The following is a 22,835-nucleotide window of genomic DNA, read 5'->3' as shown; positions in this document are numbered from 1 at the left end:
GGCCGGGGCCGGGGCCGGTGCCGCGGGCCGCCCGGCCGTCACAGCGGGATGTTGCTGTGCTTCTTAGGCAGCGGGATCACCCGCTTGTCGCGCAGCGCGCGCAGAGCCCGGGTGACCGCGAGTCGGGTCTCGGCGGGCCGGACCACGTCGTCGACGCAGCCGCGTTCGGCCGCCACGTACGGACTGATCAGCTGCTCCTCGTACTCCTCGGTGAGCCGTGCCTTGAGCCCGGCCGGGTCCTCGGCGCCGCTCAGGTCGCGGTGGAACAGCATGTCCACCCCGCCGCGTGCTCCCATCACCCCGATCTCGGCGGTGGGCCAGGCGAAGCAGAGGTCGGCTCCGAGTTCCTTCGAGCCCATCGAGGCGTAGCCGCCGCCGTACGCCCGCCGGGTGATCACGGTGACCTTGGGGACGGTGGCCTCGACGTAGGCGAAGCCCAGTTTGGCGCCGCGGCGGATGATCCCGCCGTACTCCTGGACCGTCCCGGGCAGGAACCCGGGCACGTCGACGAAGGTGAGCACGGGGATGTTGAACGCGTCGCAGAACCGGACGAAGCGCGCGGCCTTCTCCGAGGCGTCGATGTCCAGGACGCCGGCCAGGTGCAGCGGTTGGTTGGCCACCACCCCGACGCTGGTCCCCTCGATCCGGGCGAAGCCGCAGATGATGTTGGGGGCGAACTCCTGCTGGATGTCCAGCAGGTCGCCGTCGTCGACCACGGCCTCGATCACCGTGCGCATGTCGTACGGCTCCTCGGGGCTGTCCGGGATCACCCGGTCGAGCGCCGTGTCGCGGGCGCTCGGGCCGGTGACGGCGCCGGACAGGTACGTGGGCGGTTCGGTCGCGTTGTTGGCCGGCAGGAAGGAGAGCAGGTCCTTGACGAACGCGATCGCCTCCTCCTCCCCGTCGGCGCGGTAGTGTGCCCCACCGGTGCGCCGGGCGTGCACCTCGGCGCCGCCCAGTTCCTCCAGTCCCACCTTCTCGCCGGTCACCGCCCGGATGACGTCCGGTCCGGTGACGAACATGTGGGAGGTCCGTTCGACCATGACGACGAAGTCGGTGGCGGCCGGGGTGTAGACCGCCCCTCCGGCGCACATGCCCATGATCAGGGAGATCTGCGGGACCACGCCGGAGGCCTCGACGGTGCGGCGGGCCACCTGCCCGTACGCGGAGAGCGCCAGCACGCCCTCCTGGAGCCGGGCCCCGCTGGAGTCGTTGATGCCGATGACGGGGCAGCCGGTGCGCAGGGCCAGGTCGAGCAGCTTGCCGACCTTCACGCCGAAGACCTCGCCGACGCTGCCGTTGAAGGCCGTGGCGTCCTGGGCGTACACGCACACCCGGCGGCCGTCGACGGTGCCCACGCCGGTGACGACCCCGTCGCCGTAGGGCCGTTGGTCGTCGATGCCGAAGGTGGTGGAGCGGTGTCGGGCGAGCGCCTCCGTCTCCATGAACGAGCCGTCGTCCAGCAGCAGCCCGATGCGTTCCCGGGCGGTCAGCCGGCCGAGGATGCGCTGGCGCTGGGCGGCCCGGGGTGAACCGGGCCGCAGCGCCTCGTCCTTGCGCTCCTCCAGCTCGGCGATGCGCTCCGCGGTGGTGCGCCGGGTGAGCAGGGCGGGAGTGTCGGTGGCGAGGTGCTCGGTGGTGTTCATCGGGCTCCCTGTGCGGTGGCGCCCTGCCGGGCGCCGAAGGCCTGGGCGAACTCGGTCGTCATGCGTCCGACGGCGGACAGCTGGTCCCGCACGTGCTCCGTGCGCCCGGTCTCGGCGGTCAGGGTCACGCCCAGCGGGACCGGCCAGGCGCGCAGGGCGTGCACGATGGAGCGCAGCGAGGCCATCGTGGTACCGCCGGCCTGCCAGCCGGCGCAGCTGACCAGGCAGCCCACCGCCCGGCCGTGCAGGTAGGGCCGGGTGTCCTCGCGCAGGTCCTCCAGGTAGTCGAGGGCGTTCTTCACCAGTGCCGAGACCCCGCCGTGGTAGCTGGGGGTGGCCAGGACGACGCCGTCGGCCTGGGCCACCCGGGCCAGCAACTGCCGGATCGCCGGGACGCGTCCGGGGTGGTGCGGGCGGAACAGCGGCAGTTGCTCCAGGAAGGCGCCGTCGAACTTGAGGGTCCGGGCACCGGCCTGTTCGGCGCCGCGCAGGGCCAGCGTCAGGGCCAGGTCGGTGGTCGAGCCGGCGCGGCCGGTGCCGCCGATCCCCACCACGAGGGGCGCCGGGCCGGCGGCCGTCACGTTCAGGACGTCCACGCGGCTCACCGGTCCGCGGTGCGCAGGCTCAGCGGTCGCAGATCGGTCCAGCGCGTCTCGATGTGCTCCAGGCAGGCGGCCCTGGGGCCGGCGAACCCTTCCCGGCGCCAGCCGCCCGGTACGGACAACGTGGCGTCCCAGAGCGCGTACTGCTCCTCGTCGTTGACCACCACGACGAACCCGGGCTCCTCGGCGGACATGTGCGACTCCTCGGCTGGTGTTGTCACTTGCGGGTGTCCTTGACGATCCGGCCGCCCTTGACCACGAGGACGACGCGGTCGGGGTCGTCGAAGAGCCCGGGCTCTTCGAGGGGGTCGAAGTCGACCGCGATCAGGTCGGCGAACTTGCCGGTCTCGACGGAGCCGATCCGGTCGGCGACCCGCATGATGCGGGCGTTGACCGAGGTGGCCGACATGATCGCCTCGCGGGCCCCGATCACCTCGGCCTTCAGGGCGAGCTCCAGGCCGCGCCGGTTCTGGTTCGGGCCGATGAGGTCGGAGCCCGAGCCGATCGGCACGCCGGCGGCCCGGGCGGCGAGCAGGCCGTCGGTCATGCCCTGCATGGTGTCCCCGACCCGGTGCCGGATCTGCTCGGGCAGCCCGTGCCGGTCGAAGTCCTCCTCCAGAACCTTGGCGATGGCGAGGGTGGGCACCAGGGCGACGCCGCGCGCGGCCATCATCGCGGCCGTGCCCTCGTCGATGCCGGTCCCGTGCTCGACGCACTCGACGCCGGCGGTGACGGCGTTGCGGATCCCCGCGACGTTGTGGGCGTGCACGGTGACGTAGGTGTGCCGGGCGTGCGCCTCGGCCACCGCGGTGGCGATCTCCTCCACGGTGAACTGGGTGTCGTCCAGCGAGTCGGCGAGCGAGACCACTCCTCCGGTGACCGCCATCTTGAGGAAGGACGCCCCCTGCCGGAAGCACTCCCGGGCCGCCTTGCGCACCTCGTCGCAGCCGTCCGAGATCCGGCCGACGGCGGTGAGTCCGCGCACCCGGAAGTGGAAGGTGGCGTCCGGCGGCTGGAAGGGCGAGCCGAGGTGGCCGTGTCCGCCGCACTGGACGAGCGGCGAGGCGGAGGCCCAGATGCGCGGGCCCGGCACCAGGCCCCGCCCGACCGTGCGCAGGATGCCGTGGTCGATGCCGCCGCAGTCGCGCACCGCGGTGAAGCCCGCGTCCAGGGTCTGGCGCAGGGTCCGGAAGATGTCGGCGGCCCGCTCGGCCACGGACAGCTCCATGTTGAGGACCGCCCGGGTCTCGCTGGAGTGTCCGAGGTGTACGTGGGCGTCGATCAGGCCGGGCAGCAGGGTCAGCCCGCCGAGGTCGACCACCTCGGCCTCACCGGTGGGCGCCCGGTCGTCGACCGCGACGATCCGCTGGTCCTCGATCCGCACCGCGCCGCCGTCGACGGGGTCGTTGCCCAGTCCGTCGAGCACGGTGGCTCCGGTCAGTAGCAGTGTCATGTCAGTGGTCCTCGCTGCTGGGGTCGATGGGGGTGGCGGCCGGGGCGCCGGGGGCGTCCTGCGGCGGGGGGAGCAGGCCGCGGCGCACGAAGGCGTCGAGCATCCGGGCGAAGTAGCTGCCCTCCAGCGCCGGGGCTGTGGCCAGTTCGGCGGCGGCGTGCGCCCGGACGTTGGCGCAGTCCATGACCGGCATCCGGCGGTCGGGGACCTCGCCGATCATGGCCATCAGCGGTGCCAGGGCGTTGTCCTCGCCCTCGTGCTCCACCCGGGTGACGAGCGCGCCGCGCCACTCGGCGAACGGAACGCTGCGGACGGGGAAGCCGTGGGCCCGGACGTACGCGAAGATGTCGTCCCAGGCGAGCGGCCGGGGGTCGATGGTGTGGTACGTGCGGTCGAGGGCCGCCGGTTCCAGGGACAGGCCGACGACGAGCCGGGCCAGGTGGTCCACGGTGCCCACCGACAGGTCGTACCGGCGCTGCGGGGCGAGGCCGAGCTGGACGCAGCCCTGGACCACCTTGGTGATGTAGTCCTCGCTGTTGGCGGCCCCGCTGCGGGCGGAGGGCAGGACGCCGCCCGCCCGGTAGACGGAGACCGGCACGCCCCTGGCCCGGGCCAGGCCGATGAGGCCCTCGGCCACCCACTTGCTCTGGCTGTAGGCGGTGTCGTGGCCGACCGGCGGGGGCAGCGGGTCGTCCTCGCGGATGCGGTCGGCGCCGCCCAGGACGGCCCCGGCGAGCACGGCGAGGGTGGAGACGTGGTGGACGGGCTTGAGCCGCCGTCGGGTGGCCAGCCGCAGCACCTCCTGGGTGCCGAGCACATTGGCCGCCTTGAGGGCGCGGTAGGGGCGGACGAAGTTGACCCAGGCGCCGCAGTGGTGGACGGCGTCGACCGTGTCGGCGAGCCGGTCGAACGCGTCCTCGGTCAGTCCGAGCATCGGCTGGGCCAGGTCGCCGCGGACGACGCGCAGCCGGGGGCTGTCGCCGCCGTCGAGGCCGTAGGAGTCCAGCGCGGCGCGGACCCGCTCCAGGCCCTCGGCCGGGGTGGCGGCCCGCACCAGGCAGTGCACGTCCGCCTCGGTCCGGCGCAGCAGTTCGGCGCAGAGGAAGGCCCCGACGAACCCGGTGGCGCCGGTGAGCAGGACCGCCCGGGGAGCGGCCGACGGGGCCGGCGCCGGGAGTCCGGCGGCGGTGATCGCCGGGTCCAGGGTGACCTCGGCCGCCAGGTCCGGCCCGCCGGGCGCCGCGGCGGCGGGTTCGCCCGCGACGATCCGGTCGACCAGGGCCGCCAGCTCGGCGACGGTCGGGGCGCCCAGGACGTCGCGGGCGCTGAGCGCGGTGGCGCCCAGTCGGCGCAGCTGCCGGGTGGCCTGGGTGACCATCAGGGAGTGTGCCCCGAGGTCGAAGACGTCGGCGTCGCAGCCGATCCGCTCGATCCCGAGCAGGTCGCACCAGATCTCCGCGACCTGCCGCTCGCGCTCGGTGCGCGGGGCGTCGGCCTCCGGCCGCTCCGGGGCGGCCGGGTCGACCGGCTCGGAGCGGCCGGTCGGCCCGGCCGGCTCCTGCGGCACCGCCGAGCCGCGCTCCACCCAGTACCGGGGGCCGGCGAACGGCCGGCCCGGCAGCGGGACCCGGCGCGGGGTCGCCTCGCCGTGGAAGGCCCGCCAGTCCACCGGGACGCCGGACTGCCAGAGCCGCCCCACGGCGGTGACCAGGTGGGCGAGGTCGGGCAGCGGGTCCCGGGGCAGACCCATGGTGGGTACGGCGACCGGGGCGGGCGCCAGCTGCTGGGCGGCGGCCAGTTGGGTCAGCGCCCGGCCGGGGCCGATCTCGACCAGGACCCGGCCGGGCCGGCCGAGGACGGTCCGCAGCCCGTCGGCGAAGCGGACGGGCTGCCGCAGGTGGCGCACCCAGTGGCCGGGGTCCTTGGCCTCGGCGTCGGTGATCCAGTCCCCGGTCACGCCGGAGACGAAGGGGACGGCGGGCGCCGACGGGTTGAGGGCCGCCACCCGGTCGGCGAAGGCCGGCAGGTACGGCTCGACCATCCAGGAGTGGCTGGCCACCGGCACGCTCACCTTGCGGCAGTCGACGTCCCGCGCCCGCAGCCGGGTCAGCAGCGCCGCGACCTCCTCGTCCGGGCCCGCCACCACCGTCAGTCCGGGGGCGTTCACCGCCGCGACCGACAGCCGGTCGCCGAGCAGCGGTACCACCCGTTCCTCCGGCAGCGCGACGACGAGCATCCTCCCCGGCGGCATGGCGGCGAACAGCTCGCCGCGGGCGAGTGTGACGTCCAGCGCCTCGGGCAGCGAGAGGACTCCGGACAGCGCCGCGGCGACGTACTCGCCCAGGCTGTGACCGATCATCGCGGCCGGTCGGACGCCCCAGGCCAGGAGTTGACAGGCCAGCGCGTACTCCACGGTGAAGAGGGCGCAGACCACGCCCGCACCCTGCCCGCGGCCCATGGTGGCCGCCCCGCCGACGAGTCGGCGTCCCTCCAGGGGCGGGAAGGCGGACGGGAACAACAGCCGTCTGAGGTCGAAGCCGAGCCGGCCGCCGAGCAGTTCCGCGCACCGGTCCACCTCCTCGCGGAAGACCTCCTCGCTGCGGTAGACGTCGAGCCCCATGTCGGGGTGCTGCATGCCGCCGCCGGGGAACATGAAGACGGCCTCGTGCACGCCCTCGGGTGCGGGGCGGGTGACCAGCCGGCCGGGCCGGGCGCCGCGCAGGGCGTCCACCGCGTCCGTCCGGTCCCGGCAGACCGCGAACCCGCGGGTGCGGAATGCCCGGCGGCCGGCCTGGAGGGTGAACGCCACGTCGTGCAGCGGGAGTTCGGGTGCGGCCCGGTCGAGGTGGTCGGCCAGGCGGGACGCCGCCGAGGCGACGGCGGGTCCGGTGTCCCCGGACAGCGGCAGCAGTTGCCAGGGCCGCGCGGGGGTGGTGGGCCGGGGGAGCCGTGGGGCCTGTTCCAGGATGACGTGGGCGTTGGTACCGCCGACCCCGAAGGCGCTGACCCCGGCCCGACGCGGTCCGGCGGGGGTCCACGGCTCGGCCGCGGTGGGGACGCGGAACGGCGTGTGCTCCAGGCGGAGTTCGGGATTGGGCGTGCGGAAGCCCACCGTGGGCGGGACGACCCCGTGGTGCACGGCCAGCGCGGCGCGCATCAGTCCGGCGGCGCCCGCGGCCGCGTCCAGGTGGCCGATGTTGGCTTTGACCGAGCCGAGCGCGCAGTACCGGTCCGTGCCGTCGGGCCCGTCCTGCCCGTCCTGCCCGGGGTCGTCCGGGCGGCCGAACGCCTGGGCGAGGGCGGTGACTTCGATGGGGTCGCCGACCCTGGTGGCGGTGCCGTGGGCCTCCAGGTACCCGACCGTCTCCGGGGCGACGCCCGCCAGGGCGAGGGCGGTGGCGACGACCCGGGCCTGGCCGTCCACGCTGGGAGCGGTGAACCCGGCCTTGAGCGAGCCGTCGTTGTTGACTGCGGAGCCCTTGATCACCGCGTAGACGTGGTCGCCCGCGGCGAGCGCGTCGGAGAGCCGGCGCAGGACCAGGACCACGGCCCCGTTCCCGGGGACCGTTCCCCCGGCACCGGCGTCGAAGGGCCTGCAGTGGCCGTCGGCGCTGAACAGGCCGCTCTCCGCGACCGGGTAGCCGGCCTTCAATGGCACGTTCACGGTCACCCCGCCGGCGAGGGCGACGTCGCACTCGTGGCCGAGCAGCGACTGGCAGGCCACGTGCGTGGCGACCAGGGAGGTCGAGCAGGCGCTCTGGACGGTGAAGGCGGGGCCGTCGAGGTCGAGCAGGTGCGCCGCCCGGGTGGCCAGGAAGTCCTTGTCGTTGTAGATCCGGGCGGCCGCGGCCATCGGGGAGCGCTGGAACCGGGCGTTGGTGGCCAGGTTCGCGGTGAGGTACTTGTTCATGAAGGAGCCGGCGAACACGCCGATCGACCCGTCGATGCCCGCCGGGTCGTGGCCGCTGTTCTCGAACGCCTCCCAGGCCGTCTCGCAGAACAGTCGGTGCTGGGGGTCCATCGCCTCGGCCTCCGCCGGGCCGAGGCCGAAGAAGGCGGCGTCGAACCGGTCCGCATCGGGCAGGTACCCGGACGCGGGCACCTGGTCGGGGTCGTCGACCGCCTCGGGGTCATTGCCCGCCGCCAGGAGTTCTTCCCGGTCGAACCGGGTGATGCTCTCGACGCCCTCCCGCATGTTGTGCCAGAACGTGTCCACGTCGCGGGCCCCGGGGACCCGACAGCCGAACCCGATGACGGCGACCGCCTCGACGTCCCCGTCCTCGGCACCGTCGTCCTCGATGTTCTCGATGTCCTCGATGTTCTCGGCCACGCCGGGCCGCCCCCCGTCCGTCATGGGTTGCTCCGTTCCTGGCGCAGCCGCGCCCGGCGGTTGCGCGCCTGTGCCTGTCGTTCGGCCCGTTCCCGGGCCTCCTCCCGCACCCGGGGTCGTGCCCCGGCCGCCGCCCCGCCGTCCGCGTCCGCGAAGGCCGAGGCCAGGGCCCGGACCGTCGGGTAGCGGAAGATGTCGACCAGCGTGAGCCGCTCGCCGAGCACGGGCTGCAGGCGGGTCCTGGCCTGTACGGCGAGCAGGGAGTTGCCGCCGTGGTCGAAGAAGTTGTCGGTCGCCCCGAGTCGGTCCACTCGCAGGACCTCGGCGAGGACCTCGGCGGTGCGGCGCTCCAGGTCGGTACCCGGGGGTTCGTCGGCGACGGCGCCGACGGGCCGGGGAAGGGGCAGGGCGGCCCGGTCGACCTTGCCGTTGGGCGTCAGTGGCAGGGCGTCGAGCAGGACGACGTCGGCCGGGACCATGTGGGCGGGTAGCGCGGCGGCCGCGTGGGCGCTCAGTCCGGCGGCGTCCGGGGCGCGCCCGGCGCCGGCTTCCACGACGCAGTGCGCGACGAGCCGCGCGTGCGGCCCCTCGCCCAGCACCGTCACGACCGCCGCCCGGACCCCGGGGTGCTCGCGCAGGACGTTCTCGATCTCGCCCGGCTCGATGCGGTGTCCGTGCACCTTCACCTGGTGGTCCAGCCGGCCGATGAACTCCAGTTGCCCGTCGGGCCTGCGCCGGGCCGCGTCCCCGGTCCGGTACAGCCGTCCGCCGTCCGCCGTGAAGAGGTCCGGGACGAAGCGCTCGGCGGTCAGCCCGGGGCGGCCCAGGTAGCCGCGGGCGACCCCCGGCCCGCCGAGGAGCAGTTCGCCGGGGGTGCCGAGCGGCGCGGGCCGCAGGTGGGCGTCCACCACGTGCGCGGTGGCGCCGGGCAGGGCGGTGCCGACGGTGACCGGGCCGGTGGCGCCGACCGCCCCCGAACTCGCCCACACGGTGGCCTCGGTGGGGCCGTACATGTTGTGCACGCCGCCCGGCACCAGGGCGTCGAGGTCGCGGGCGAGCGGGGCGGGCAGCGTCTCACCGCCGACCAGCAGCCGGTGCAGGCCGGCGAGCGCGTCGTGGGCCGCCGGATCCCCGGCCAGGACCCCGGCGAGCGAGGGGGTGCACTGGAGGTGGGTGACGCCGTGTCGGCGCAGCTGTTCGGCGATCGGCTCGTCGGCCCGGGCCCGGTGCCGCCGGTCCTCGGACAACTCCCTGACGTCGGCGAGCAGTTCGAGCGAGGCGAGCACCCGGTCGGGGTCGACGCCGAAGTCGACGAGGCAGGCGATCTCGTCCACCCCCACGCCTTTGAGCCGGTCGACCAGGTCGGCGCAGTGCTCCGGGGTGCCCAGCAGCCCCGAGGTCTCGAAGAAGCGCTCGAAGGCACGCTCCACCAGCGCGTCCAGTTCGGCCTCGGGCAGCAGCCGGGGGTCGGTGTCCCGGCCGAGCGCCCCGCCGAGCCCGGAGAGCAGGTCGAGGGAGGTCCTGATGTACGCGCAGAGCGGTGCCCGCACCTGCTCGCGCACGGCGTCGGTGTCCGTGCCGACGAAGGTGTGCAGCATCAGGGTCACGTGGCCGCGGCCGGGGTGGCCGCCCGCCCGCCAGGCCTCGCGGTAGAGCCGGATCTTCTCGGCGAGCTGCTCGGAGGTGTGGCCGAGCAGGTGGGTGAGCAGTCCGGCACCGGCTTCGCCGGCCGTCCGGAAGGTCTCGGGGCTGCGGGCGCTGGTGATCCAGACCGGGAGGTCGCCCTGGAGGGGCGGCGGGAAGATCCGCACCTCGCTGTCCTTGCCGACGCCGTTGCGGCGGGTGACCGAGCCGCCGCGCCACAGCGACCGCAGTTCGGCCAGGCCGGCCAGCATCGCCTCCCGGCGGTCGGCGTAGCGGTCGGGGGCCAGGACGAAGTCGTCGGGCTGCCAGCCGGAGGCCACCGAGATGCCGACCCGGCCGCCGGAGAGCTGGTCCACGACCGCCCACTCCTCGGCCACCCGCAGGGTGTCGTGAAGCGGCAGGACGACGGACCCGGCGCGGACGGCCACCCGCTCGGTGACGGCGGCGACGGCCGCTGCGGTGACCGAGGGGTTGGGGTAGAGCCCGCCGAAGTCGTGGAAGTGGCGCTCCGGGGTCCACACCGCGGCGAAGCCGTGGCGGTCGGCGAACCGCGCGCCCTCCAGCAGCAGCCGGTAGGCCTCCCCGGGGCCGGCGGAGGCGGGGCTGCCGCCGAAGTAGAACAGGCTGAAGTCGACGGCCCGGGCCTGGTCGGCCGCCGTCACCGCGGCTCCGGAGGCCGCGGCGGTGACGGCGGTGGGCTGGTCGCCGCGCACCACGATCCGGTGCCCCCGGGTGAGCGGCCAGAGGAGTTCGAGGACGGAGATGTCGAAGGACACGGAGGTGACCGCGAGCCAGGTCGACCCGGGGGCGGCGTCGCCCAGCACGCGGTCCATGGCGGAGAGGAACCAGGACAGGTTGGCGTGGCTGACCATGACGCCCTTCGGGCGGCCGGTCGAGCCCGAGGTGTAGATGACGTAGGCGAGCCGGTCGTCGGTCGTGGCGGCGGTGCCGGTCGTGGCGGCGGTGCGGGTTGTCGGCACCCCCGCCCGCCCCGTTGGAGCCGGCGCGTCCACCAGGACCGGTACCGCGGCCGTGGGCGGCAGCCGGCGGGCCAGCCCGCGCCGGGTGAGCACGACCGGCGCGGCGGAGTCGGCCAGCATGAAGGCCAGCCGCCGGGCCGGGTAGACCGGGTCGAGGGGCAGGTAGGCGCCGCCGGCCTTCAGCACGGCGAGCAGGGCGACGACCAGGAGCGGCGAGCGGTCCAGGTAGATGCCCACGGGGGTGTCGGCGGTGACGCCCGCGGCCCGCAACCGGTCCGCCAGGTCGTCGGAGAGTTCGTCGAGCCGTCGGTAGCTGAGGGGCTCGTCGTCGCCCGTCGCGGCGAGTACGGCCGGGGCGTCCGGGGTGCGCCGGGCCTGGCGGCGGATCAGCTCGTGGACCGGGAGGGGATCGGGGCCGGGTGCGGGGGCCGGGTTCCAGGCGGTCAGGATGCGCCGCTCCTCGTCCGGCTCCAGGACCGGGAGCGCCCCGACCGGGCGGTCCGGGTCGGCGAGCGCGGCGGCGAGGAACACCCGGAAGTGGGTGGCGAAGGCTTCGATCGTCGAGGCGTCGAAGAGCTCGTCGGCGTACTCCAGCCGCGCCCGCAGCCGGTCGCCGGAGCGGGTGACGGCCATGGTGAGGTCGAACTTGGCGGTGGCGGTGTCCCCGGGCTCCATCCGGACCGTGCAGCCGGGCAGGACGAGCCCCGGCCCGGCCTCCTCGTGGTAGCTGAACATCAGCTGGAACAGCGGGTTGTACGCGGGGTCGCGCTGCGGCCGCAGCTCCTCCACCAGGCGTTCGAAGGGCAGTTCCTGGTGCGCGACGGCGGCTCGGCTCTCCGTCCCGGCCCGGGCGACCAGCTCCCGGAAGGCCGGGTTCCCGGAGACGTCGATCCGCTGGACCACGGTGTTGGCGAAGAGGCCGATCAGCCGCTGCCAGGCGGCCTCCGGACGGCCGGCCACCGGGGAGCCGACGACGACGTCCTCCGTGCCGGTGTGGGCGTGCACGACGGCGGTGAACGCGGCCAGCAGCACCGCGAACAGGGTGGTCCGGCCGGAGCGCGCGAGCTCCTCGGCCCGGGCCACGAGCTCGGCAGGCAGGGTCAGGTCGACGTGCCCGCCGGTGTGGCCCTGGACGGGCGGCCGGGGGCGGTCGGCGGGGAGGGTGACCAGGGCCGGCGCGTCGGCCAGCCGACCCCGCCAGTGGTCGAGCAGCCCGGCCAGGGCCGGGCCGCCGAGCAGCTCCGCCTGGTGCGCGGCGAAGTGGCGGTACTGGACGTCGAGCGGTTCGGGCCGCGGGGCGTCCCGCCCGGGGTGCAGCCGGCCGGAGTACAGCGCGCCGAGGTCCTCGGCCAGGACGCCGAGGCTCCAGCCGTCGCAGGCGATGTGGTGCAGGGTCAGGCAGAGCCGGTGCTCCTCGGGGGCGAGCCTGAGCAGCACGGGTCGGATCAGCAGGTCGGTCGCCACGTCGAAGGCCGTCCTGGCCTGGGCGTCGCAGTACCGGTCGGCCTCGGCCGAAGGGTCACCGGCGGTCGAGAGGTCGACCAGCTCGACCGGTACGGGCCCGGCGGGCCGGACGAACTGCCGGGGCAGGCCGTCCACGGAACGGAAGACCGAGCGCAGCACCTCGTGCCGCTCCACCAGGGCGGTCAGGGCCGCCTCCAGGGCGGGCAGGTCCAGCGGACCGGAGATCCGGTAGGTGAGCGGGACGACGTAGACCGCGCTCTCCGGGTCCAACTGGTCCAGGAACCACAGCCGCTGCTGCGGGTAGGAGAGCGGGTGGTGGCGCTCGGTGATCCGCTGCCGGAGCCGGTCCGCCAGGCGGGCCCGCCGTTCGGCGGCGGAACCGCCCTGCCGGTCCTCGGGTGTCGGGTGCTGCGTCATCGTTCGACCTCGTTGTCCGCCATGTCGTCCAGGAGTCCGGCGACCTCGTCGTCGGTGAGTTCGTCGAGCCGGGCGAGCAGCCGCTCCTCGTCGGTGGGGCCGCCGTCCGTCACGTGGTGCCGGGGCGCGCTGCGCACCTCCGCCGCCAGCCGGGCCGCCGTGGGGTCGGCGAGGAAGCGGCTGAGCCGGATCCGCACGCCGAAGTCCTCGCCGAGCCCGGCCACCAGCCGCATGGCCAGCAGGGAGTTGCCGCCGAGCGCGAAGAAGTCGTCGGTGACCCCCAGGCCGGTGACGCCGAGCAGGTCCGCCATCCGTTCGGTGACGGCGCGTTCGGTCCGGTCGCGCGGGGCGGGCCGTTCTCCGGCCGGCGGGGCCGCGTCGTCGACGGCGGGCAGCGCCGCCCGGTCGATCTTGCCGCTCGGGGTGAGCGGCAGGGCCGGCAGCAGTCCGTAGGCGGCGGGCAGCAGGAAGGGGGGCAGGGTGCCGACGAGGAAGGAGCGCAGCTCTGCGGCGGACGGCAGGGCACTGCCGGGCGGCGGGGCGACGTACGCGACCAGCCGGCGCCCGCGCGGGTCGTCGTCGACGACGACCGCCGCCTGGCCCACCGCCGGGTGGCCGGTGAGCACGGTCTCCAGTTCGCCGGGTTCGACCCGGTAGCCGCGGATCTTGACCTGGTGGTCGGCGCGGCCGAGGAAGTCGAGCGCGCCGTCGGAGCGGCGGCGGACGGTGTCCCCGGTGCGGTACATGCGCGATCCGTCGGCGGCGAAGGGATCGGGCAGGAACCGCTGCGCGGTGTCGGCCGGCCGGGAGGCGTAACCCCGGGCCACCCCCGGGCCGCCGATGTACAGCTCGCCCGGGACGCCCGGTGGGACGGGGGCCAGCCGCTCGTCGAGCACGTAGGCCGTGGTGTTGGCGATGGGGCGCCCGATGGGTACCGAGCCCGCGTCGTCGGGCAGCTCCTCGACGGGGTGGCAGACGGCGAAGGTGGTGGTCTCGGTGGGGCCGTAACCGTTGCTCAGCCGGGCCGGGCGGCGGGCCGGGCTCTGGGCGAGCAGGGCGCGGACCCGTCCGGGGTGGAGGGCGTCGCCGCCGACGATCAGGTGCGAGAGGCCACCGAAGGTGCCGGGCCGGTGGCTCATCACCTCGGTGAACAGTGCGGAGGTGAGGAACATGTCCGTGATCCGGTGGCGGCGCAGTGCCTCCTCCAGCCCGCCGGGGGCGAGCAGTTCGTCCCGGTCGACGATGCACACGCAGCCGCCGTTCAGCAGCGCGCCCCACAGCTCGTAGGTGAGCGCGTCGAAGGAGACGTCGGCGACCTGGGCCATCCGCACGCCGGGGCCGAACTCGGCGTAGTCCGCGCCGCGGACCAGCCGGAGCACGGACCGGTGCTCGACCAGCACGCCCTTGGGGCGGCCGGTGGAGCCCGAGGTGAAGAGCACGTACGCGAGCGAGCCGGGGGTGGCCCGGGGCTCGGGCGCGGTCGCGGGGGCGGCGGCTAGGTCGGCCTCGTCCAGGGCCAGGAAGTCGACCGGCGCCCGGCCCGCGATCAGGGGCCGCAGGGCGGCGCGGGTGACGACCAGGGGCGCCCCGGTGTCCCGCAGCATGGCCTCCAGCCGGTCGGCCGGGTAGCCCGGGTCCAGTGGCACGTAGGCGCCGCCGGCCTTGAGCACGGCCAGCAGCGCGGTCACCATCTCCTCGCCCCGATCGAGCAGGACGCCGACGGGGACGTCGCGGTCGACCCCGCGGGCCCGCAGCAGGTGGGCCAGCCGATTGGCCCGTTCGTCTAGTTCCGTGTACCGGAGCGTCCGTGGGCCGTGCACCAGGGCCGGCGCGTCGGGGTGGCGGGCGGCGCACTCCGCGAACAGTTCGGGCAGGGTCCGGTCGGCGGGGAACGGGGTGCGGGGGCCGGCGGCCGCCGCCAGTTCCCGCTGCCGCTCCCGGGGGGTGAGCAGGTCGAGCCGGTCCAGCGGCCGGTCCGGGGCGTCGAGGGCCTGCCCCAGCAGGGTGAGGTAGCGGTCGACGAGGGAGCGCATGGTCGCGGCGTCGAACAGGTCGGTGGCGTACTCCCAGATGAGGGTGATGGTGTCGTCGCCTCCCCCGTGCCCCTCCGTGCCCGGCACTGCGCGTCCGGCCCGCTGTTCGGCGCGCGGCAGCACGACCACGTTGATGTCGGTCTTCGCCGATCCGTTGTGCAACTCCCGCACGGTGCCGGTCAGTCCGGCGAACGCGAGGTCGGGGATGTGGGAGTCGTGGAAGCTGAACATCACCTGGAACAGCGGGTTGCGGGTGGGGTCGCGGGGCAGTTGCAGGGCCTCCACCAGCCGGTCGAGCGGGACGTCCTGCCACTCGTGGGCGCGGGCCGTCGTCGCGTGCACCTGGCGCACCAGCTCCGCGAAGGTGGCGGCCGCGGTGAGGTCGAAGCGCAGTGGCAGGGTGTTGACCACCATGCCGATCAGCTCCTCGACCTCGGCCAGCCGGCGGTTGGCCGCACCGGTGCCGACGACCAGGTCCCGCTGGCCGCTGTGCCGGGACAGCAGGGCGGCGAACCCGCTGAGCATGGTGGTGTACAGGGTCACGGCGCCGGCCCGGCTGAAAGCGCGCAGCCGGCGGCTCAGGCCCGCCGGCAGGTCCACCCGCAGGGCAGCGCCGGCGAAGCTCTGCACGGCGGGCCGGGGCCGGTCGGTCGGCAGGTCCAACGCGGGCGGGGCGCCGTCCAGTTCGACGGCCCAGTGGTCGAGCTGGGCGGCGAGGGCGTCGCCGGTCAGCCAGGAGCGCTGCCAGAGCGCGAAGTCCGCGTAACTGAGCGGGTCGGGGCGGTCGACGGTGGTGCGGCCTTCGGCCAACACCTGGTAGCCGTCGCGCAGTTCGCGCAGGAAGACGGCGAAGGACCAGCCGTCGTGGACCAGGTGGTGCTCGACGTGCACCAGGGTGTGGTCGTCGGCCGCGTGGCGGACCAGCACCCAGCGCGCCAGCGGAGGCGCGCCGAGATCGAAGGGGTGCCCCGTCGTCTCCCGGACGATCCGCTCGGTCCGCCGGTCCCGTTCGTCCGCCGGGACGGCGGACAGGTCGACCAGCGGCAGCCGGACCGGTACCGGCGGCTGCCGGAACTGCATCGGGACACCGCCGACCTCGCGGAACGCCATCCGGAAGACGTCGTTGCGCCGGACGATCCCGGTGAGGGCGGCGCGCAGCAGCCGCGGGTCGAGCGGGCCGCGCAGGCGGATGGTGGCCTGGGCGTTGTAGGCGAGGTTGCCGGGCGCCAACTGTTCGAGGTACCAGACGCGTTCCTGCGGGAAGGAGAGCGGCACGGCCTCGCCGTCCGCCGTCCCGGTCGGGCGGATGGCGGGTACGGCCGGGGCCCGCCGCCGTGAGCCGGGCCGGTCGGCGGGGTCCGGGCCGCCGTCGAGGAGGCGCGCCATGGCGCGGACCGTCGGGGTCTCGTAGACGGCCTGGAGGGAGAGTTCGCGGCCCAGTTCCTCGCGGACCCTGGCGGCGAACCGGCCGGCCAGGAGCGAGTGGCCGCCGAGCGCGAAGAAGTCGGCCTCCTGGGCGACGGGGCCCCCGCCCAGGAGTTCGCCGAGGATGCGGGCGAGGTCCCGCTCGGTGGGGGTGGCGGGCCCGGTCGACGGATCGTCACCCGCCGCGGTCGCGGGGCGGTCGGGAGCGGGCAGCCGGCGACGGTCGATCTTGCCGCTGGGGGTCAGCGGCATGCGTTCCAGGACGACCACGGCGGCGGGGACCAGGTGCGCGGGCAGGCGGCCGGCGAGGTAGCCGCGCAGCCGGTCGGCGTCCGGTCCCGTGCGGTCGAGTCCCGGGCCCGCCGCGTAGCCGACGAGTTCGGGACCGGCGGAGGTCTCCCGCACGGTGACGACCGCGTCGGCCACCTCCGGGTGCTCGGCCAGGTGGTGGGCGATCTCGGCCGGCTCGACCCGGAAGCCTCGGATCTTTGCCTGATGGTCGGTCCGGCCGATGAACTCCAGCTCGCCGTCCGGGTGTTGGACCACGAGGTCGCCGGTGCGGTACACCCGCCCGCCGGAGCCGGCCGGGTCGGGGACGAAGCGCTCGGCGGTCAGACCGGGCCGGCCCCGGTAGCCCCGGGCCACGCCGGCCCCGCCGACGGCCAGTTCCCCGGGCGTGCCGGGAGGGACGGGCCGAAGCCGCTCGTCGAGGACCAGGGTGTGCGCGCCGGGGACCGGTCGGCCGATGCGCGGCTTGCCGCCGCCCGGGGCGAGTTCGGCGACGGTCGCCCACACCGTGGTCTCGGTCGGCCCGTACGCGTTGAAGACGCGCCGGCCCGGCAGCCAGCGTGCCGCCGACTGCTCGGGCAGCGCCTCGCCCGCGCAGACCAGCACGGCGAGGTCGGGCAGCGGGACGACCGGCAGGGTGGCGAGCACCGACGGCGGCAGGGTGACCAGGGTGATCCGCAGGTCGCGTAGTGCGTCGGCGAGTTCCGGGCCGGGCGGGATGTCCGCCCGGTCGGCGAGCACCAGCGTGGCCCCGGCCGACAGCGCCATGACCACCTCGAACACGGACGCGTCGAAGCTGGTGGGGGCGAACTGCAGGATCCGGTCGCCCGGCACCACCCCGAAGGTGCGGGCCTGTGCCCGGGCGAGGTGCACCAGGCCCCGGTGGGTGATTTCGACACCCTTGGGGCGGCCGGTGGAACCCGAGGTGTAGATGACGTACGCCAGGTCCTCCGGGCGGATCGCGGGCCGCGGCTGCACACCGGGGTTGCCGCGAGCGGGAGTTGCGGCGGGGGGCGCGGCGGGGGCTGTGGCGGGGGAGCCGGTCGGGTCCAGGAACTCGACGCCGCGGGCCGGCAGGTGCCCGGCCGTGGCCGGGTCCGCGATCACCAGCGAGATCCCGGAGTCCTCGATCATGTACGACAGGCGCTCGGCCGGGTAGCCGGGGTCGAGCGGGAGCCAGGCGCACCCGGCCCGCAGGACGGCCAGCAGTGCCACCGGGAAGTCGGGGGAGGCGCTCGCGGCCAGGCCGACCAGGGTGCCGGGGGCGATACCGCGTGCGGCCAGGGCGGTGGCGAGCGCGGCGGAACGGGTGTCGAGTTCCCGGTAGGTCGTCCGCAGCCCGCGGTACTCCACGGCGACCGCGTCCGGTCGGGCGGCGGCGACCTCGTCGAACACGTCGCGGAAGTTCATGCCCCGGCCGTCCCCGCCGAGTCGGGGAGGGACGGGAGGGACGGGACGTCCCCCAGCGGGGCGTCCGCCTTCGAATCCCTCGGCTCGTCGAAATACCAGCGCGCGGTGCCCCGTTCGACGACCAGGCGGGAGGTTTCCCCGAAATCGAATGCGGCCTGGTCCGGAATTCCTCCGGCAGGGGGGTCGGCGAGGTCCATCTCGATTTCCAGAACGCGTTCCGCGGAGTTCTCCGTGTAGGTCAGCAGCAGCCGCAGGCCGTACCCCTCGACGGACAGGCCGACGTCGACCGGGGTGCTGGTGTAGCCGAAGGCGGCGAGCGCCGCGGCGATCGCGGCGGCCCGGGCGGGCCGCAACGCGAGGGTGACGCCGACGACGTCCCGGAGCAGCCGGGGGCCGTCCTGCGGGGTGCCCAGCGTCGCGTCCAGGTAGGCGCTCCGGGGCATCGAGCCGTCCGGTGCGGTGCGGGCGCCGATCGCGTCGAAGTACTCGGGCGTCACCTCGTTGAGGAAGAGCAGTACCGGGCTCGCCTCGCCCAGCCCGACGCTGATCAGGTGGTACCAGGGCTGCCGTTCGTCGCTGCCCTCGACCGCGCGTCGTACCAGGTCGTAGTGGTGCACCACGGTTCCGGAGGCGTCGAGCAGGCCGCGCGCGGCGGGGGAGGAGCCGGGTTCCTCGAAGGAGAAGACCAGGCCGGCGGTGATCGGGGAGGTGCTCGGCAGGCCGGTGCCGAAGCACTCGACGAGGGTGTTGCGGCCGGCCACCCCGAGGGTGGAGTACTGCCCCGCGAGGGAACTGTCGGCGTCCTTGCGCTTGGTCCGGCCGAAGCGCTGCGCGAGGAAGCCGCTGTCGGCCGCGGAGCGGTAGGCCGGCTCGTCGAGCAGAACCATGACGTGGTCGAGGCGGGGCACGGGGCGCCCGCCGTCGAGTGCGGATCCGGTCGTCACTCAGTCACTCCGATCGGCGTCGGCCAGGGTGGGGAGCCGGGGGCGGCCCGGTGCGGAAATCCTGGCAGGACGGCCCGCCGGAACGTCATTGGGGGAATCCCCGGGACCCCCTGGGTCGCCCCTGTCCCCGACCCTGTAGCGGGTCCTGGCAGTTCCCCGGAAGGGAATTGACCGCTTGACATTCCTTTCGCGCGGCGACAACCATCGAATACCCGCCGAACTACCGAGGAGAGCCGTGCGCATTGAGATTCTCGGCACCGTCTCCGTGTACCCGGACCGGCGCGAGCAGCCGATCGGGGCCAACAAGGTGCGCGCCCTGCTGGCCACCCTGGCGCTGGACCCCGGCCGCTCGGTGTCGGCCGTGGAACTCGCCGACGAGCTGTGGTCGGGCCAGCCCCTCGGCAACGTCCACAACGCCCTCCAGGCCCACGCGACCCGGCTGCGAAAGATCCTCGACGGGCCGCAGCGGCGGCCGTCCGGAGCGACGGTGCTGCGCGCCGTGCAGGGCGGCTACATCCTCGACGTGCCCGGCAGTTGCGTGGACGCCAACCGGTTCCTGGGGCTGGCGGCCCAGGGCTCCGCGGCGCTCCCGGCCGACCCGCGACGCTCCGTGCGCCTGTTGGAGTCGGCGCTGCGGCTGTGGCGCGGCCCGGCCCTGCTGGACGCCGGCGACGGACTGCGCTGCCGGGCCGCGGCCGCGCTGTACGAGGAGCGCCGGCTGATGGTGTGGGAGAACCTCGCCCTCGCCCGCCTCGCGGTCGGGGACGCCGGACAGGCCACGGCCGAACTGCGCCGCCTGGAGACGGAACACCCGCTGCACGAACGCTTCTGCGAGCTGCTGATGATCGCCCTCTACCAGTCGGGACGGCAGGGCGAGGCACTGCACGCCTACCACCGGATCCGCGAACGCCTGGACCGGGAACTGGGGTTGGCGCCGGGCGCACCGCTGCGCGAGCGGCACATGGAGATCCTCGCCCAGCGGCCGGTGCTCACCCTGACCTGACCGGCCCGGTACGCCCTGCCGCGTCGCACCGCACCGTCACTTCACCACTTCACACCCTGGAGTCACCGTGTACGAGAAGCTCGCCGACATCCTGGTCGACCACTTCCAGGTGGAACGCGCCGCGATCACCCCGGACGTCACCTTCGAGGACCTCGAGATGGACTCGCTCTTCCTGGTGGAGCTCCTCGTGGTGGTGGAGGCCGAGCTCGGCGTCAAGATGGGCGACGTCCCGGCCACCCCCCGTGACACCATCGGCACGGCCGCCCGGATCATCGCCGAGCAGGCGGAAGCGGCGGCGTCCTCGTGAGCAGGGCGGCCGTCGCGGTCACCGGCCTCGGCCTGGTGACCGCTGCGGGAATCGGCGTGGAGCCGACCTGGCAGGGTGTGTGCTCCGGAGTGTCCACGGCCCGCAAGGACCCGGCGCTGGCCGGGATCCCGGTGGACATCTCCTGCACCGTCCCCGGCTTCGACGCCCGGAGCCTGGTCGGGCGGCGCAGCGCCCTGGTGCACGACCGCTTCACCCAACTGGCCATCGTGGCGGCCCGCGAGGCCGTTGCCGACGCCGGACTGGACCCGACGGGCTGGGACGGCGCCAGGGTCGGCGTGGTCGTCGGCTGCGGGCTCGGCGGCGTCGCGACCTGGGAGAAGCAGCACCGGTCGCTGCTGGAGGCGGGCCCGCGGTCGGTCTCGGCGCTGCTCATCCCGATGCTGATCCCCAACATGGTGGCCGGCCACGTGGCCATGGAGTTCGGCGCCCGCGGGCCCAACCTCGTCACCGCGACCGCCTGCGCCTCCGGTGCGACGGCCATCGGCACGGCCCTGGACCTGTTGCGGAACGACGTCTGCGACGTGGTGCTCGCCGGTGGTACGGAGTCCGGCGTGGTCCCGCTGATGGTGAGCGGGTTCGCGCAGATGGGGGCGCTGTCCGCCGGCCGGCTCGACGACCCGTCGGCCGCCTCCCGGCCGTTCGACGCCGACCGGGACGGCTTCGTGATCGCCGAGGGCAGCGGCATGCTGGTCCTGGAGCGCCCGGAGGATGCCCGGGCCCGCGGCGCCCGGGTCCGGGCCCTGGTGGCCGGGTACGGCGCTTCCGCCGACGCGCACCACATGACCGCGCCCGACCCCGAGGGCACGGGCATGACCGCGGCCCTGCGGTCGGCACTGGCCCAGGCCGGTGCGGACCCGCAGGATGTCGACCACGTCAACGCCCATGGCACCTCGACCCCGCTCAACGACGCCGTCGAGTCGCGGGCACTGCGCAAGGCCCTGGGCGCCGGAGCGGCGGTGACCTCGACCAAGGGCGTGCTGGGACACGCCCTCGGCGCCGCCGGGGCCATCGAGGCGGGCCTGACCGTCCTGGCCGTCGAGCGGTCGCTGGTCCCGCCGACCGCGAACCTGTCGACCTTGGACCCGGAGGTCGAGGTGGACGTGGTGACCGGCGCCGCGCGCCACCGTGACATCGAGGTCGCGGTGAGCAACTCCTTCGGCTTCGGCGGCCAGAACGCGGTGCTCGCCTTCACCGCCGCGTGACCCGCCGGGCGGACCGCGGCAGTGCACCGCACGGCACCCCACCGACCACGACCCGCGGAGGAGCGGCACACGTGACGAACTCAGACGGTTACGGCTCGCCCACCGGCGACTACGACGTCATCGTGGTCGGCGCCGGATCGGCGGGCTGCGTGGTGGCCCGCCGGGCGGTGGACCGGGGTGCGAGGGTCCTCCTGCTGGAGGCGGGCGGCCCGGCAGACAACCCGGCGATAGCCGACCCCAGGCGCTTCGGCGAGCTCTGGACGAGCCCCGAGGACTGGGCGTACACGACGGTCGAGCAGCCGCACGCGGCGGGCCGCCGGCTGTTCTGGCCGCGGGGGAAGGTCCTGGGCGGCTCCAGCGCGCTCAACGCGATGATCTATGCGCGCGGCGCGGCCGCGGACTACGACCACTGGGCCTACCTGGGCAACGACGGCTGGTCCTGGCGGGACGTCCTACCGGTCTACCGGAGCATCGAGGACTTTGACCAGGGAGCGGGCGAGCACCACGGTGCGGGCGGCCCGTTGCGGGTGCTCTCCGACTACCGGGTCGACCCGGTCCACGCGGGGCTGATCGAGGCGGCGGCGGAGATCGGAATCCCCTACCAGGAGGACTACAACACGGGCTTCCCGGAAGGCATTTCACGCACCCAGTTGACCATCCTGGACGGCCGGCGGCAGAGCGCCGCCGACGCCTACCTCGCCCCGGTGCTGGGCCGGGCCGAGCTCACGGTGAGGACCGGGGCCCGGGTCCGCAGGCTGCTGCTGGACGGTACCCGGTGCATCGGGGTGGAGTGGGCGCAGGATGGCGGGCTGCACACCGCGCGTGCCGCCGAGACGGTGGTGAGCGCCGGGGCGCTGGAGTCGCCGCGGCTGCTGATGCTCTCGGGCATCGGCGAGCCCGAGCACCTCCGCTCGGTCGGCCTCGCCCCCGTGGTCGGGTTGCCGGGCGTCGGGCAGGGGCTGCACGACCACGTCCTGGCCCCCGTGGTCTTCGCCACCGAGCGTGACCCGGGCCGCAGTTCGGCCGGGCTGTCCCCGGCTCAGACCCACCTGTTCTGGCGCAGCCGCCCCGGCCTGCCGGTGCCCGATCTGCAACCGCTGCACTTTCCGGTGCCGATGTACCCGCCGGGAGTAACGGGGCCGCCGACCGGATTCACCCTCCAGGCGGGCATCGTCCGGCCGACCAGCCGGGGCACCATCCGGCTCACCGGCCCGGATCCGGAGGACCACCTGCTGGTCGACCCCGCGACGCTGCGCACCGCCGCGGACCGGGCGGCACTGGCGGCGGCGGTCGAGCTCTGCCGGGAGCTGGGGGCGGCGCCCTCGCTGCGGGCGGAGTGGGGCGCTCGGGAGGTGTACCCGGGGCCGGACGCGAGCGACCCGGAGCGCGGGCCGGCGGCGTTCGACCGGCTCCGGAGCACGGTGGCGACCTACCACCACCCGGTGGGCACCTGCCGGATGGGCACCGACGCCGACGCGGTGGTCGACCCGCGGCTGCGGGTGTACGGCACCGAGGGGCTGCGGGTCGCCGACGCCTCGGTCTTCCCGGCGGTGACCACCGGCAACACCCACGCGCCCGCCCTGCTGGTGGGGGAGCGGGCGGCGGCGTTCATCGGGGGGTGAGGGAGCGGGGCGGGCCCGGTCGCGGTCAGGGCCGTACGGTCGCG

General features: G+C 75.0%; 12 protein-coding genes. 4 read left to right on the top strand and 8 right to left on the bottom strand.

Translation table 11 applies throughout. The features are described from left to right. Positions 1-38: 38 nt before the first annotated feature. The 8 genes from ACFC1T_RS20285 to ACFC1T_RS20250 are packed head-to-tail and all read right to left on the bottom strand — an operon-like array spanning position 39 to position 18,636. Entirely contained in the window at positions 39-1,646 is a 1,608-nt protein-coding gene (locus ACFC1T_RS20285; protein WP_375890429.1) for an acyl-CoA carboxylase subunit beta, read from the bottom strand. Next, entirely contained in the window at positions 1,643-2,242 is a 600-nt protein-coding gene (locus tag ACFC1T_RS20280; RefSeq protein ID WP_375890428.1) for an NADPH-dependent FMN reductase, read from the bottom strand. Before ACFC1T_RS20280 ends, ACFC1T_RS20285 begins: the two co-directional genes overlap by 4 nt. 5 nt (positions 2,243-2,247) lie before the next feature. Beyond that, the gene (locus tag ACFC1T_RS20275; protein WP_375890436.1) at positions 2,248-2,442 is read right to left on the bottom strand and encodes an MbtH family protein; all 195 of its coding nucleotides are present in this window, start codon (positions 2,440-2,442) and stop codon (positions 2,248-2,250) included. Positions 2,443-2,465: 23 nt separating this feature from the next. Continuing rightward, positions 2,466-3,701, bottom strand: a complete 1,236-nt coding sequence (locus ACFC1T_RS20270; protein WP_375890426.1) for an amidohydrolase family protein — start codon at positions 3,699-3,701, stop codon at positions 2,466-2,468. Position 3,702: 1 nt separating this feature from the next. Then, positions 3,703-8,055 carry a type I polyketide synthase gene (locus ACFC1T_RS20265; RefSeq protein WP_375890425.1) on the bottom strand — a complete coding sequence of 1,451 codons (4,353 nt, stop codon included), beginning with the start codon at positions 8,053-8,055 and terminating at the stop codon, positions 3,703-3,705. Next, positions 8,052-12,536: a MupA/Atu3671 family FMN-dependent luciferase-like monooxygenase gene (locus ACFC1T_RS20260; RefSeq protein ID WP_375890423.1), complete on the bottom strand. Its 4,485-nt coding sequence runs from the start codon at positions 12,534-12,536 to the stop codon at positions 8,052-8,054. Before ACFC1T_RS20260 ends, ACFC1T_RS20265 begins: the two co-directional genes overlap by 4 nt. After that, a complete protein-coding gene (locus ACFC1T_RS20255) occupies positions 12,533-17,692 on the bottom strand; it encodes an amino acid adenylation domain-containing protein (RefSeq protein ID WP_375890421.1) in 5,160 nt (1,719 codons plus the stop codon). The genes ACFC1T_RS20260 and ACFC1T_RS20255 overlap by 4 nt, the downstream gene beginning before the upstream one ends. Beyond that, the gene (locus ACFC1T_RS20250; protein WP_375890419.1) at positions 17,689-18,636 is read right to left on the bottom strand and encodes a DUF5829 family protein; all 948 of its coding nucleotides are present in this window, start codon (positions 18,634-18,636) and stop codon (positions 17,689-17,691) included. The genes ACFC1T_RS20255 and ACFC1T_RS20250 overlap by 4 nt, the downstream gene beginning before the upstream one ends. A 235-nt stretch (positions 18,637-18,871) precedes the next feature. Here ACFC1T_RS20250 and ACFC1T_RS20245 point away from each other — a divergent pair, with 235 nt between their 5' ends. The 4 genes from ACFC1T_RS20245 (at position 18,872) to ACFC1T_RS20230 (ending at position 22,791) form a co-directional block, all read left to right on the top strand. Continuing rightward, positions 18,872-19,639, top strand: a complete 768-nt coding sequence (locus ACFC1T_RS20245; protein ID WP_375890417.1) for a BTAD domain-containing putative transcriptional regulator — start codon at positions 18,872-18,874, stop codon at positions 19,637-19,639. A gap of 67 nt (positions 19,640-19,706) precedes the next feature. Beyond that, positions 19,707-19,946 (top strand): phosphopantetheine-binding protein, encoded by a 240-nt coding sequence (locus tag ACFC1T_RS20240; RefSeq protein ID WP_375890416.1) that lies wholly within the window; start codon positions 19,707-19,709, stop codon positions 19,944-19,946. Further along, positions 19,943-21,169 (top strand): beta-ketoacyl-[acyl-carrier-protein] synthase family protein, encoded by a 1,227-nt coding sequence (locus ACFC1T_RS20235; RefSeq protein WP_375890414.1) that lies wholly within the window; start codon positions 19,943-19,945, stop codon positions 21,167-21,169. Before ACFC1T_RS20240 ends, ACFC1T_RS20235 begins: the two co-directional genes overlap by 4 nt. Before the next feature lie 71 nt (positions 21,170-21,240). Beyond that, entirely contained in the window at positions 21,241-22,791 is a 1,551-nt protein-coding gene (locus ACFC1T_RS20230; RefSeq protein WP_375890410.1) for a GMC family oxidoreductase, read from the top strand. Positions 22,792-22,835: the final 44 nt, after the last annotated feature.

It is taken from the genome of Kitasatospora sp. NPDC056076 (assembly GCF_042266305.1).
Taxonomy (GTDB): domain Bacteria; phylum Actinomycetota; class Actinomycetes; order Streptomycetales; family Streptomycetaceae; genus Kitasatospora.
The sequence above is the reverse complement of the archived record's forward strand: the minus strand, read 5'-3'. Positions and strand labels throughout refer to the sequence as shown.

Excerpts from the sequence above, each read along its gene's own strand:
- ACFC1T_RS20285 (WP_375890429.1), bottom strand. The coding sequence starts at position 1,646 with ATGAACACCACCGAGCACCTCGCCACCGACACTCCCGCCCTGCTCACC.
- ACFC1T_RS20255 (WP_375890421.1), bottom strand. The coding sequence starts at position 17,692 with ATGAACTTCCGCGACGTGTTCGACGAGGTCGCCGCCGCCCGACCGGAC.
- ACFC1T_RS20270 (WP_375890426.1), bottom strand. The coding sequence starts at position 3,701 with ATGACACTGCTACTGACCGGAGCCACCGTGCTCGACGGACTGGGCAAC.
- ACFC1T_RS20265 (WP_375890425.1), bottom strand. The coding sequence starts at position 8,055 with ATGACGGACGGGGGGCGGCCCGGCGTGGCCGAGAACATCGAGGACATC.
- ACFC1T_RS20275 (WP_375890436.1), bottom strand. The coding sequence starts at position 2,442 with ATGTCCGCCGAGGAGCCCGGGTTCGTCGTGGTGGTCAACGACGAGGAG.
- ACFC1T_RS20260 (WP_375890423.1), bottom strand. The coding sequence starts at position 12,536 with ATGACGCAGCACCCGACACCCGAGGACCGGCAGGGCGGTTCCGCCGCC.